The organism is Chryseobacterium sp. 2P, assembly GCF_059579425.1.
This window is the reverse complement of record NZ_CM184194.1, coordinates 4,785,170-4,797,635: the sequence shown is the minus strand read 5'-3', so window position 1 is coordinate 4,797,635 and position 12,466 is coordinate 4,785,170. Positions and strand designations below refer to the sequence as shown.

Annotated in this window: 12 protein-coding genes; 7 read left to right on the top strand and 5 right to left on the bottom strand. The window is 36.3% G+C overall.

The genetic code is table 11. From position 1 onward, the window contains the following. The first annotated feature begins 156 nt into the window (after nt 1–156). The 4 genes from AC52CF_RS22030 (at nt 157) to sufD (ending at nt 4,419) form a co-directional block, all read left to right on the top strand. Nucleotides 157–486 carry a HesB/IscA family protein gene (locus AC52CF_RS22030; RefSeq protein ID WP_496517691.1) on the top strand — a complete coding sequence of 110 codons (330 nt, stop codon included), beginning with the start codon at nt 157–159 and terminating at the stop codon, nt 484–486. Nucleotides 487–565: 79 nt separating this feature from the next. Then, a complete protein-coding gene (sufB, locus tag AC52CF_RS22025; RefSeq protein ID WP_496517690.1) occupies nt 566–2,014 on the top strand; it encodes a Fe-S cluster assembly protein SufB in 1,449 nt (482 codons plus the stop codon). A gap of 248 nt (nt 2,015–2,262) precedes the next feature. After that, nucleotides 2,263–3,009: a Fe-S cluster assembly ATPase SufC gene (sufC, locus tag AC52CF_RS22020; protein ID WP_087711759.1), complete on the top strand. Its 747-nt coding sequence runs from the start codon at nt 2,263–2,265 to the stop codon at nt 3,007–3,009. A 102-nt stretch (nt 3,010–3,111) separates the two neighbouring features. Further along, the gene (gene sufD / locus AC52CF_RS22015) at nt 3,112–4,419 is read left to right on the top strand and encodes a Fe-S cluster assembly protein SufD (RefSeq protein ID WP_214591155.1); all 1,308 of its coding nucleotides are present in this window, start codon (nt 3,112–3,114) and stop codon (nt 4,417–4,419) included. On the opposite strand, the gene AC52CF_RS22010 is transcribed toward sufD, so the two are convergent. Together AC52CF_RS22010 and AC52CF_RS22005 are read right to left on the bottom strand one after the other, a co-directional pair. Further along, nucleotides 4,375–4,641: a hypothetical protein gene (locus tag AC52CF_RS22010; protein ID WP_290343607.1), complete on the bottom strand. Its 267-nt coding sequence runs from the start codon at nt 4,639–4,641 to the stop codon at nt 4,375–4,377. The two genes, sufD and AC52CF_RS22010, sit on opposite strands and share 45 nt — an antisense overlap. Nucleotides 4,642–4,655: 14 nt before the next feature. Next, a complete protein-coding gene (locus tag AC52CF_RS22005) occupies nt 4,656–4,907 on the bottom strand; it encodes a hypothetical protein (RefSeq protein ID WP_214587658.1) in 252 nt (83 codons plus the stop codon). A gap of 739 nt (nt 4,908–5,646) precedes the next feature. Between AC52CF_RS22005 and AC52CF_RS22000 the strand changes: the two genes are divergently transcribed. Beyond that, nucleotides 5,647–7,182, top strand: coding sequence for a YifB family Mg chelatase-like AAA ATPase (locus AC52CF_RS22000; RefSeq protein ID WP_214587659.1), 1,536 nt, complete (start codon nt 5,647–5,649; stop codon nt 7,180–7,182). Nucleotides 7,183–7,349: 167 nt separating this feature from the next. After that, nucleotides 7,350–7,688 carry a hypothetical protein gene (locus tag AC52CF_RS21995; protein ID WP_214587660.1) on the top strand — a complete coding sequence of 113 codons (339 nt, stop codon included), beginning with the start codon at nt 7,350–7,352 and terminating at the stop codon, nt 7,686–7,688. 96 nt (nt 7,689–7,784) lie between these two features. On the opposite strand, the gene AC52CF_RS21990 is transcribed toward AC52CF_RS21995, so the two are convergent. The 3 genes from AC52CF_RS21990 to AC52CF_RS21980 form a co-directional block, all read right to left on the bottom strand. Continuing rightward, nucleotides 7,785–8,261 carry a DUF1905 domain-containing protein gene (locus AC52CF_RS21990; protein WP_496517689.1) on the bottom strand — a complete coding sequence of 159 codons (477 nt, stop codon included), beginning with the start codon at nt 8,259–8,261 and terminating at the stop codon, nt 7,785–7,787. A gap of 10 nt (nt 8,262–8,271) precedes the next feature. After that, complete coding sequence (locus tag AC52CF_RS21985; protein ID WP_214587662.1) at nt 8,272–8,946, bottom strand: hypothetical protein; 675 nt, start codon at nt 8,944–8,946, stop codon at nt 8,272–8,274. A 98-nt stretch (nt 8,947–9,044) separates the two neighbouring features. Continuing rightward, complete coding sequence (locus tag AC52CF_RS21980) at nt 9,045–11,246, bottom strand: S46 family peptidase (protein WP_336690279.1); 2,202 nt, start codon at nt 11,244–11,246, stop codon at nt 9,045–9,047. Nucleotides 11,247–11,334: 88 nt separating this feature from the next. Here AC52CF_RS21980 and AC52CF_RS21975 point away from each other — a divergent pair, with 88 nt between their 5' ends. Continuing rightward, nucleotides 11,335–11,769 (top strand): META domain-containing protein, encoded by a 435-nt coding sequence (locus AC52CF_RS21975; RefSeq protein ID WP_214587664.1) that lies wholly within the window; start codon nt 11,335–11,337, stop codon nt 11,767–11,769. The last annotated feature ends 697 nt before the right edge of the window (nt 11,770–12,466 follow it).

Genomic DNA, 12,466 nt, shown 5'->3' with positions numbered 1-12,466 from the left:
GCGTTTCTATTGTGGAAACTTTAAACATTTTTAACAATAAATTCATCCGCGAAATACATCTATTAAGAACAGAATCATTAAAATAGATATCTTCGATTTGAGATTGCGGAAATTAGTTCGTATTTTTGCATTATTAAATCATTCTAAATAAATACAATGATAAAAGTATCAGATCAAGCAAAAGCAAAAGCCATTCAGCTGATGACAGAAGATGGTTTTAAGCCTTTTAAAGACTATATAAGAGTGGGGGTAAAAAGCGGAGGATGCTCTGGTTTAGAATATGTTCTGAAGTTTGATAACGAAAAAACAGATGCCGACCAGATTTTTGAAGACAATGATATCAAAATTATTGTAGATAAAAAATCAATCCTCTATTTGGCTGGAACCACTCTTGAATATTCAGGAGGTTTAAACGGAAAAGGATTTGTTTTTAACAATCCGAATGCATCCAGAACCTGCGGATGCGGTGAGAGTTTTTCTTTGTAAAAAGACATTGGATGCAGATTTCAGATGTAGATAAAAAATCAGATGTGAAATCTGTCTTCTAAAATCTTAAAAAAAAATAATGAATAAATATACTGAAGACGATCTAAGAGTCGATCTGGAAAATAAAAAATACGAATTCGGATGGGAAACAAAAATCGATTACGAAGATTTCCCAACGGGTTTAAATGAAGACATCGTCCGTGCAATTTCTGCTAAAAAAGAAGAGCCTGAATGGATGACGGAATGGCGTCTGGAATCTTTCAGAATCTGGCAGAAAATGACGGAGCCGGACTGGGCAAACATTAAATATGAAAAGCCGGATTTTCAGGCAATTAAATATTATGCCGCGCCAAAAGTAAAACCTGAACTGGAAAGTCTGGACGAAGTAGATCCTGAATTGCTGAAAACTTTCGAAAAATTAGGAATCAACATCGAAGAACAGAAAAGACTTTCAGGTGTTGCCGTAGATATTGTAATGGATTCCGTTTCTGTAAAAACAACGTTTCAGGATACGCTATTGGAGAAAGGAATTATTTTCTGCTCCATTTCCGAAGCCATTAAAAACTATCCTGATTTAGTAAGAAAATATCTTGGAAAAGTAGTTCCGAGAGGAGATAATTTCTATGCAGCTCTTAATTCCGCAGTATTTTCTGACGGAAGTTTCTGCTACATTCCGAAAGGCGTAAGATGTCCTATGGAATTGTCTACGTATTTCAGAATCAATCAGGCAGGAACAGGTCAGTTTGAAAGAACGCTTGTGATTGCGGATGAAGGAAGTTATGTTTCTTATCTAGAAGGCTGTACAGCTCCGTCAAGAGATGAAAACCAGCTTCACGCAGCGGTTGTTGAGCTGATCGCAATGGATGATGCCGAAATTAAATATTCCACTGTACAAAACTGGTATCCCGGAAATGAAGAAGGAAAAGGAGGGGTTTTCAATTTTGTAACGAAAAGAGGACTTTGCGAAAGAAATGCAAAAATCTCATGGACTCAGGTTGAAACAGGTTCTGCGGTAACGTGGAAATATCCTTCATGTATCTTAAAGGGCGACGGATCCATCGGTGAGTTCTACTCTATCGCAGTGACGAACAATCATCAGTATGCGGATACAGGGACCAAGATGATCCACATTGGCAAGAATACCAAATCTACCATCATTTCCAAAGGTATTTCTGCAGGAAAATCCAATAATTCATACAGAGGTCTGGTAAAAGTAATGCCTTCTGCAAAAGGAGCAAGAAATTTCTCTCAGTGCGATTCTTTACTGATGGGGAATGAATGTGGAGCTCATACTTTCCCGTATATTGAAATTAAAGATCCGACTGCACAACTGGAGCACGAAGCAACGACTTCAAAAATCGGGGAAGATCAAATTTTCTACTGTAACCAGAGAGGAATTGATACAGAAAGAGCTATTGCTCTGATTGTAAATGGTTTCAGCAAAGAAGTTTTAAATAAACTGCCAATGGAATTTGCCATTGAAGCTCAGAAATTGCTTGAGATTTCTTTGGAAGGTTCTGTGGGGTAATGTTTATCCTTAAGTTTGACACATTGTTTGTCATTCTGAACAAAGCAAAGCGGAGTGAAGAATCTAAGTTAAAATAGATTTCTCCTTCGTCGAAATGACAAAACAACGCATTAAAGATTTGTTTAAATTCTTAATGTTCAAAATAAATAAAAATAGTATTTCATTTGCAAGTGTAAGTACTTTTGTAATCAATGGTTTAGGATTATAAAAGATAAATGTTAGTCTGCCCTTGCAATAAATTTGAAAATATGTTAGAGATAAAAAACTTGCACGCCAAAATTGAAGACGGCGACAAAGAAATTTTAAAAGGAATTAATCTTGAAATAAAGCCGGGTGAAGTTCACGCCATTATGGGACCGAACGGAGCCGGAAAATCTACCCTTTCTTCTGTAATCGCAGGAAAAGAAGATTATGAAGTTACAGACGGAGAAATTATTTTCGGAGGTGAAAACATCATCGAAGATGCTCCTGAAGAAAGAGCCCACAAGGGAATTTTTCTTTCTTTCCAGTATCCGGTAGAAATTCCGGGAGTTTCTGTAACCAACTTCATCAAAGCAGCAATGAACGAAAACAGAAAAGCTAACGGATTGGGAGAAATGCCGGCAAAAGAGATGTTGGCAATGATTCGTGAGAAATCTGAAAAATTAGGTATTAAAAAAGATTTCCTTTCAAGATCTTTAAACGAAGGATTTTCCGGAGGTGAGAAGAAAAGAAATGAAATTTTCCAGATGATGATGCTTGATCCGAAACTGGCTATTCTGGATGAAACTGATTCAGGATTGGACATTGATGCGTTAAGAATTGTTGCAGACGGTGTAAATGCTTTCAAAAATGAAGGAAATGCAGTTCTCCTGATTACTCACTATCAGAGATTGCTGAACTATATTCAGCCTGATTTTGTTCATGTTTTAGCGAACGGGAAAATCATCAAAACTGGTGATAAATCTCTTGCGTTAGAGCTTGAAGAAAAAGGGTACGACTGGCTTTTAAATTAATTAAAAGATTAAAAAATTCGGAGATTTTATCTGATCTCTTAGTTTAACAATTTCAGCCAAACAAAAAAAGAAAAAATGGTGCAAACCACAGATATACCAGTAATGGCATTAAAAGAACAGATCATACAAAACCATAATGAATTTTTGGAGAGCCTTCGTCACAGATTTCTGGATGAAGATCGTAAAGCAGCTCTTCAGAGGTTCGAAAAAGCTGGTTTTCCTACAAAAAAGGACGAAGAATATAAATATACCAACTTAAAGGAAATTACTGAGAAAGCTTATAACTTTTTCCCGAAAGAAAGTCACAACATCACCAAAGAACAGTTGGACCATCTGCACTTAGGTGAAGAGAATTTCGACTGGATTACTTTCGTGAACGGTAAACTTCATAAAGAATTATCTAAAGTTTCCATTGAAAATGTTGAGTTTCTTTCATTCAATTATGCATTGAATGATGAGAAACACAGAGATGTTTTCGAGAAATATTTCAATAGGATTGCTGAAGATCAATCTGCTTTCACGAATTTGAATCAGGCATACTGCAAATACGGATTCTTTCTTAAAGTTCCCAAAAATGTAGTGATTGAAAAGCCGATTCATGTTTTCTATATTTCTCAGAATCAGGAAGAAAACACATTCTACAATACGAGAAATTTATTAATCGTAGAAGAAGGTGCCAAAGTGGAAATTATTGAAAGTCATCACAATTTTGACAGCACTTATGTGTTGACAAATTCTGTAACGGAAATTTTTACTTATCCGAATGCAAAAGCGGACTGGCATAAATTACAGAACGACAACGATACTTCTTATTTAATTGACAATACTTTCGCAAAACAGGAAAAAGACAGCTTAACGACTGTAAATACATTCTCTTTCGGAGGTAAACTTGTGAGAAACAACCTGGATTTCATCCAGAACGGATCGAATATCAATTCATTCATGAACGGAATTACCATTATCGGAAAAGATCAGTTGGTAGATCATCACACGGCGGTTCACCACAATCAACCGAATTGCGAAAGTTACCAGAATTATAAAGGTATTTTCGACGGAAAATCTCACGGGGTTTTCAACGGGAAGGTTTTCGTTGATAAAATTGCCCAGAAAACGAATGCTTATCAGCAAAACAACAATGTTTTACTCAGCGAAGGAGCAACAATTGATACCAAACCTCAGCTTGAAATTTTTGCAGATGATGTAAAATGTTCTCACGGCTGTACAGTAGGACAATTGAATGAAGATGCGTTATTTTATCTGAGAGCAAGAGGGATTTCTAAAAAGGAAGCTCAGGCGTTATTGTTATACGCTTTTGCGAACGATGCCATGCAGAACATTGACATCGAGCCATTAAAAGAAAAGATTTCAAAGCTTCTGGCAGAGAAGCTTCAGGTTGATATAGAGTTTTAACAATATATAATTGATTAATAAGAAGGCTGTTTCATTTTTGGAACAGCTTTTATTTTTTGCTTTGATGACATCATTATATACATCTTCGGCTCCATCAGTATAAACTGAGAGAATTTGATTAAGATGCAAAAACTGCATTAGTGTTTCTTTTGAATAGAAATCTTTCTGAGTAACCGCCTGATAAACTAAATTATCCCAAAGACCTGAGTCTATTGCAAGCATTGATGTATTAGTTGTTACCAAATAATCTTTGTATTCCTTGATTTTAGCATCAAATTCTGCCTTAGATGCAGTTGCTTTATTCTCGCTATCCGTACTGCCTGATCATAAAATACAGCATCTTTTGCTTTTAAGGTTTGTTCTGTTTCTATTGTTAATGGAAGTGCAGTTGGATCTTCACAAAGTTTTTGCAAGGAAGTAGATGCGTTCAGCTTTTGGTCAAATACTCCTTTCTGAGTATCTTTCCTAAAGATAAATCTTCTTTCCAAATTTTTAGGATCAGATAATTCCGCGTTTCTGCTGGTCGCGAATCTAAAAAGCGTCTGCGATGCATTATATTGGTATTTAAATTGTTTGTTGACATTTTTTCTGTAAATTTGTTTTGTTTTTATAAAGGTTAAGATTTGAAGCCTCTTTTTAGTAGAGTCACTTCAGGTTTTAGCCTTATTTTTTTAGGTGGTCTTCAGGCTAAATTATGTCCACCTTGAGTTTTAAAGTCTCTTTTCATTTTCTGTGTTGTTTCTATACTGCAAATATCCATCGGGGAAGCGACAAAACTTGACGTATTAAATTCATTTTCAGATATTTTTGTTATTTTTTTACAGTTTTCTGATAATCAGTAAGAAAGATTTGCAGAATGTTTTTGGAAAGGTTGAGAAAGAATCTTTTAAACTTTAAAGTAAACTCAACTTGTGTTATTTAAAGCATATAAGCTACCTCTCATCTGATTTTTTTTGTAGCTATTTATATTGATTATTAAAACTTCATTAAAAACCTAAATCCTGAAATCATTAATTCAATAGTCTGGGATCAGCCCTTATTTTTTTTCATTCTTAAAAATTTTAACCGTAAAGAATATTTTTTTCGGCTGATTGATCAATTGAAAGAAAATTCCGATTAAAAACTGAATATTAAGGGAATTACATTTTTATTTTTAAAAGTTTAGGCAAATTGTTTTAAGAAAATCATTATTTAAAAATTTTTCTACATTTACAAAAACACAGAAAAATGCTGATTAAAGTCTATGGAAGCGCCATTCACGGTGTGGCTGCACAAACCATTACGATAGAAGTAAATGTAGATACAGGCGGAGTTGGCTATCATCTTGTAGGGCTTCCGGACAACGCCATTAAAGAAAGCAGTTACAGAATTTCTGCCGCGCTGAAAAACGTAGGCTTTAAAATTCCCGGAAAGAAAATTACCATCAATATGGCTCCTGCAGATCTCCGAAAGGAAGGTGCTGCTTATGATCTGAGTATTGCCATCGGAATTCTTGCCGCTTCAGATCAGATTACTGCCGAAAATATTCAGGATTACGTAATTATGGGGGAGCTTTCTCTGGACGGAACTTTACAGCCCATTAAAGGCGTTCTCCCCATAGCAATTCAGGCACGCGAAGAAGGTTTTAAAGGAATTATCCTGCCCAGACAAAACACCCGCGAAGCAGCCATTGTGAATAGTCTTGATGTTTTTGCCGCGGAAAATATCAGAGAAGTTATTGACTTTTTTAATGAAGGTAAACCACTCCCAAAAATCGAAGTGGATACGCGGAAAGAATTTCAGGAAAAAATTAATGATTTTCCGTTTGATTTTTCTGAAGTGAAAGGACAGGAAGCAGCAAAAAGAGCGATGGAAGTTGCAGCAGCAGGAGGACACAATATCATCCTGATCGGACCTCCCGGAAGCGGAAAAACAATGCTCGCTAAAAGAGTTCCGAGTATTTTACCGCCTTTAACTTTAAAAGAAGCGCTGGAAACAACAAAAATACATTCCGTAGCCGGAAAAATGGGAACGGAAACATCACTCATGACGGTTCGTCCTTTTCGATCTCCCCATCATACGATATCGGATGTTGCATTAGTTGGCGGAGGAAGTTATCCGCAGCCTGGGGAAATTTCACTGGCTCACAACGGGGTTTTGTTTCTGGATGAAATGCCGGAATTTAAAAGAACGGTTCTTGAAGTAATGAGACAGCCTTTGGAAGATCGTGAAGTTACCATTTCAAGAGCCCGATTTACGGTAAATTATCCTGCCAGCTTTATGCTCGTTGCTTCGATGAATCCGAGCCCAAGCGGTTTTTTTCCGGATGATCCCAACAACACTTCCTCTACCTACGAAATGCAGCGATACATGAATAAGCTTTCCGGACCGCTTCTGGACAGAATAGACATTCACATTGAAGTGCAGAAAGTGGAATTTGAACAGTTGGCAGAACGCAGAAAAGGTGAAAAAAGCGAAGATATCCGAAAAAGAGTTCTCATTGCCCGCGAAGCACAGAGAGAACGTTATAAAGATTTAAAAATCAGCTATAATGCTCAAATAGGACCGAAAGAAATTGAAAAGTTCTGTGAACTTGACACGGCTTCTTTCAGCCTTATTAAAACAGCAATGGAAAAACTAAACCTTTCCGCCCGTGCATATGACAGGATTTTAAAAGTAGCACGAACCATCGCCGATCTGGAGGAATCTGAGAATATTCTTTCTCATCATGTTTCAGAAGCCATCCAATACAGAAGTTTAGACCGAGAATTCTGGAACGGATAATAACGGACACCAATGATCAAATTATATTTTAATTATTATTTTTTATGGTTTCGGGGCAGCTTTGCTGCCCCGAAATTTTTTATCAATTCTTTTTAAATACGACAAGTTTTGTCGTTATGAAGATTCATGTTTGCAAAAAAGATCAGAATAAAACTCAAAATAATATAATGAAAACTGCTGTAGAAATTTCGGAAAAAGAGACTAAAGAACATCATTTTAAATCCATTATTCTTCTCTCAAAAGATTTTGCTCCGCATGAGAGTTCGGTGGAGGAAATAGACACTGCCATTCTCAGAAATGATTTCGGTATTTTAATTATTAAAAATAATCAGGATCAGACGGCTCAGTTTTCATGGCAGAAAAATATCGTTTCTTCCAATACGGAAAGTGGATATTTTAAAGAGATAATGAATGATCTGGGCGTAACTGTTCATCATAATGGAGATTCGATTACGGTGATTAATGGTGGCGTGAAACAATTTCTGACTATTCATTTTATGGTTTAATTAAAAAAAGCCAGCCTAAATAAAAAAGTCTGAATCAAAATAATGAGCGGACTTTTTCATCTATGATAAGACCTGTTCAATGGATAACGGAACTTTTTAAATTCCTTTTTTTCCTTCAAGAATCATCTGAATCATTTTCAGCTTTCTGTTTTCTCTGGTTTCCGTTTTCTTTGCTTCTTCAATCCAGCGGATATATTCCTTTCTGTGGGTATAGCTCATTTTGTCGAATAATATTTTCGCTTCAGGATTTTCATTAAACAGCAATACAATATCTTCCGCAATCTCTACTATCCTTTCTTCTTTGTCTTCCGTTAGAGAAACGAAAACCTCATCGCCGAAAGTCTTATTGAGTTTATTTCTTATTTCCTGAGTTAAGCCTAAAATATGGCACTCCGATTTCATTTTGGCGAGGCTTCCCCGGTATTCAACTTTTTCGTCAAAAACCGCTTTGATTTTTACCTGTCCTTTTTTGCCGAATAGCTCCTCTGTAGAAAAAGGAAATTCCACAAAAGCCGCATTCATTTTGCCATTTTGCTTAATAACCGCCTTAAATTGTATATCATCTGTTTTCATAGCTTAAAATTTAGCACAATAACCACCATAGATTAAAATTATCCAGTTTTCCGTCTTTGAAATAGAACATAAATGAATCTTCTGTTTCTTTTCCAACCGGAATACTGAAGCTCTGAATATTCTTCCGATCCGTATCTTCTATTTTCAGTTTGGGAAATAGCTTTTGAAATTCGGCAACGGTTGTATTATTAGTAAGAATGATATGATGCGATCTGATTTCAAAACGGTTGTTTCCGGATTTCGCACTGCTGAAAATAACCTTATGATTGTTTGAAATAAACTCAGCATTGCCGGTGTAGAAAGTTGTTATTTTACCGTCAAAGCTCAAAAGATCCTTTCCGTATATCTTTTCCATCCACGCTTTATCAAGCCATTCAAAAGGGCTTCCGCAGTCCCACACTTCACTTTTAATGGAATCGTGTTTTGAATAAAGCTTTTGGAACTGTTCCTGAGACAGAACAATATCATTTCCATTCACCTGAGCATTCTCAATTTTCAGGAAATCGTCTGTAAATACTTTAGATGATTCTTTTTCTGATTGTTTTTCTTTATGTAAACTGTCTTGTTTAATAATCGTTTGTAAAGAATCCTTGTCCTGTAAAGATTTCAAATCTTCCTTCTCTTTTTTCTGACAGCTCCATAATGCTAAAAATATCAGCAAGCCCCCGAAAATTTTACTTTTCATTTTTTAATAATGTATTTTTTGATCGGGTTAAAGTAATAAAAATTCAGCAAAAAAAACCGCGAAAGTAAAGTTTCGCGGCTTTAATATCTGTTTAAAGATTATTTTTTCTTTGCTTTTGCAGGAGCTTCTTTTGGCATTTTTGTTTTGGTATCTGCAGGAGTATTACCGTCTCTTACCAATTGTAATTCGTCGATAAGTCTTCTTGCACCTGCGTATTTATCGATCGTCCAAAGAACGAAACGAACGTCTACGTTGATGGTTTTCTGCCATTCCTGTTCGAAAACGATATCTCCGCTTAAAGCCTCGCTGTTTCCGTCGAATGCAATACCAATTAAGTTTCCGTCTGCATCGATTACCGGAGAACCGGAGTTTCCTCCTGTAATATCATTGTTGGAAAGGAAATTTACCGGCATATAACCTTTTGCATCTGCATACTGACCGAAATCTTTAAGGTTATAAAGATCGATCACTCTCTGCGGAAGATCAAACTCCTCATCTCCTTTCTTGTATTTTCCTACAAGACCTGTCATATCAGTATAATAGTTATCGGTAATTCCGAAGTAGTTTCTGTCTGATCTGATCGGCAATTTATCTACCGTTCCATACGTTAATCTCATGGTAGAGTTTGCATCCGGATAGAATTTTTTCTCAGGCATTGCCTTCATTAATCCTGCTAAGAATAATCTGTTGTTTTTAGCAAAATTATCATCAATTTTTACAAATCTTTCAGCAGAAGCTTTTTGATCTGCCATAATTCCGTTTGCAATTTTCCAAAGTGGATCTGCATCCAGTTTCAACGGATCAGGATTCAGCATAAAGTTTGTTGCAGAAGTTTTGTTAGCGAAGATTGAAGAGTAAGCAACATTCGAAAGATTTTTAGCATCCAGTCCCATAATGGTTTCAGAAGCTACATCTTTGTTTACTCTTGTCTGGTAAAGGTTTACCATAGAGTTCATCATTTCGCCTTCAAGCTTGATATTGATGTTTTCGTAGGCTGATTTCAAAGCTGCCTCTACTTTCGGCTTCATTGCCAGTCTTCCTGCCATATCCTGTTTTGCATACGCCTGAAGAACATTTCCTACCTGCAGTGCAAGTGCGAAATATTTAGAATTTCTGGAAAGCTGCGTCATATACATTCTCTCCACATTTCTGTCTGAAGTCTGCTTGTAATAAAGTCCGATATCTTCTAAAACTGTTTCGTACTCAACCACGTTTTCAGGTTGTACCGCCCAGGTTTTAAATCTTTCTTCGATTTTTTGCTTGTCTGTGATGGTTCCGTTTTTAATAACGGCATCAATAGTACCTTGTCTGTTTTTCCAGTAGTTCGCTACAGAAGCATATTGGGAAGCATAGTTCAGCTGAGTTCCTTTGTCTTTATCCATGTACTTCTTCATTACATCCATGGCTAATTTAGAAGCTTCAACCCAAGCCGGATAATCTTTGTTTACCATCTGCTGAATTCCGTAAGAAGTCAGGTAACGGTTGGTTCTTCCCGGATATCCCAAGATCATGGAGAAATCTCCCGGCTTTACACCTTTCAGAGAAACCGGTAGGAAATGTTTTGGTTTTAAAGGAACATTGCTTGGAGAATATTCCGCCGGATTTCCCGCTGCATCAGCATATACTCTGAAAACCGTAAAGTCTGCCGTATGTCTTGGCCACTCCCAGTTATCGGTATCACCTCCAAATTTTCCCAGTGCAGAAGGCGGAGCTCCCACCAATCTGATGTCTTTATAATCCTGATAAACAAAATAGTAAAATTCGTTTCCGTTGAAAAAGTCTCTTACAACTACTGTGTATTTCCCGTTCTCAGAGTTTTCAGACTGGATCGCTTTTGTTTCAGCGTCGATCACAGCTTTTCTCTCTGCAGCGGACATATTGTTGTTTAATTTAGAATTGATTCTTTGCGTAGCATCATCCATTCTTACCAAAAATCTCACGTAAAGATCTTTAGCATTGAATTCGTCTTTCTGCTTCATTGCCCAGAAACCGTTTTTCAGATAATCTTTCTCCGGTGTAGAAGCTGCTGCTACAGCACCGTATCCACAGTGGTGGTTGGTGAAAATAAGACCCTGATTAGAAACAATCTCTCCTGTACAGAATCCTCCAAAGCTTACAATTGCATCTTTTAAGCTCGAATTGTTGACAGAATAAATTTCTTCCGGTGTAAGATGCAATCCTTCTTTTTGCATGTCTACCCCATTCAGTCTTTTCACGAGCATTAACAGCCACATTCCCTCGTCTGCCCTCATCTGGACAAAACTTAAAAGGAAAGTGAATAGTAGTAATATTCTTTTCATTTTATAAAATAATTTTTGTGTCGCTAATTTAGTAATTTTTTTACTGTCTGATGTCTGAGAATGGTATGAAAATGGATTCCGGTGGCTTATGAAAAAGATATTCACTGCAATTTTAACAGTTTTGTGCCTGAGTTTTGTTTTAAACTGCTCTTCCGCAGCCGTAAAAAATCCACAGATCCAGAGAGAATGGATGCTGGTTTCTTTTGGCAGTTACTCTAAAGAAGAATTAATAAAAAGCAATGCTAAAATTGATCTTACCTCTCCTCTTGAAAACGGAAAAATAAAAACTTCCGCCTTTATGGGATGCAATAAACTGTTTTTTACATCTGAATTTAAAAAGGAGAGTCAATTAAAAATTTCGCAAGTTGCCTCCACAGAAATGGCGTGCCCGAATATGAAACTGGAAAATGATTTCTCCCGGAATATTAAAACAATGAATCATTACAAAGTGGAAGGACATTTTCTGACTTTAAAAAATGATCAGGGAAGCAGCATGAAATTCATTGCCGCAGACTGGGACTGATTTAAATTTATTTTCTATTACCCTTACTGACTTTAAAGCTTTCCGCTTTTCAGTTATTATAATTTCATTCATTCTTTTCTAAATTTTTCCGGTTAACGAACTAAAATTACAGCATTCCGTTGTGTTTTCACGATTATAAAAAAATATTGACGGGTTTTGACTGCTTTTGACCGGTTTTGACCGGTTTGAAAACCCATTTCTTCGGATCATGTTCGGGTCTTCTTCGGATCGGCTTCGGAAAAATGGGATTTTTTCCGAAGGAACACCGAACAACAGTCGAAGGATTTCGGGAGAATTTTATGAAAGTATTTTTGCTTCATTGTACGCTTTGGCTCCGCTCAGTGTGGTATACTTACAGCAAAACCTTCTAAAAATTTTTAAATCAATCATTATCGGAAGGTCTTCCCAATGACGAAAACAGAAAGTATACAAGGCTTTATTGATGAATTTTCAGACAGAATTTCATTTGAGATTCCTAAAACACTGCAGGCATAAAATTATTATCAAACTTTTTATATCTTCTGATATACATTTTATAAAGGCGAATACTCCTTAAAACCATTTCGAATACTCGTAGAAAACAATAATATTTCAGCCTCACAAATAATTGTCATTCAATCCAATATATGAAATTCAAAATAAACAAACCCCAAATATTATAAAGAGGGGAAGCAAAAAAAATTTGCAGAAATACAGC

Bases quoted from the DNA above. Each gene is read 5' to 3' on its own strand.
- AC52CF_RS21975 (WP_214587664.1), top strand. From the start codon at position 11,335: ATGAAAAAGATATTCACTGCAATTTTAACAGTTTTGTGCCTGAGTTTT.
- AC52CF_RS21985 (WP_214587662.1), bottom strand. From the start codon at position 8,946: ATGAAAAGTAAAATTTTCGGGGGCTTGCTGATATTTTTAGCATTATGG.
- AC52CF_RS22030 (WP_496517691.1), top strand. From the start codon at position 157: ATGATAAAAGTATCAGATCAAGCAAAAGCAAAAGCCATTCAGCTGATG.
- AC52CF_RS21980 (WP_336690279.1), bottom strand. From the start codon at position 11,246: ATGAAAAGAATATTACTACTATTCACTTTCCTTTTAAGTTTTGTCCAG.
- AC52CF_RS22000 (WP_214587659.1), top strand. From the start codon at position 5,647: ATGCTGATTAAAGTCTATGGAAGCGCCATTCACGGTGTGGCTGCACAA.
- sufC (WP_087711759.1), top strand. From the start codon at position 2,263: ATGTTAGAGATAAAAAACTTGCACGCCAAAATTGAAGACGGCGACAAA.
- AC52CF_RS21995 (WP_214587660.1), top strand. From the start codon at position 7,350: ATGAAAACTGCTGTAGAAATTTCGGAAAAAGAGACTAAAGAACATCAT.
- sufD (WP_214591155.1), top strand. From the start codon at position 3,112: ATGGCATTAAAAGAACAGATCATACAAAACCATAATGAATTTTTGGAG.
- AC52CF_RS22010 (WP_290343607.1), bottom strand. From the start codon at position 4,641: ATGCTTGCAATAGACTCAGGTCTTTGGGATAATTTAGTTTATCAGGCG.
- sufB (WP_496517690.1), top strand. From the start codon at position 566: ATGAATAAATATACTGAAGACGATCTAAGAGTCGATCTGGAAAATAAA.
- AC52CF_RS21990 (WP_496517689.1), bottom strand. From the start codon at position 8,261: ATGAAAACAGATGATATACAATTTAAGGCGGTTATTAAGCAAAATGGC.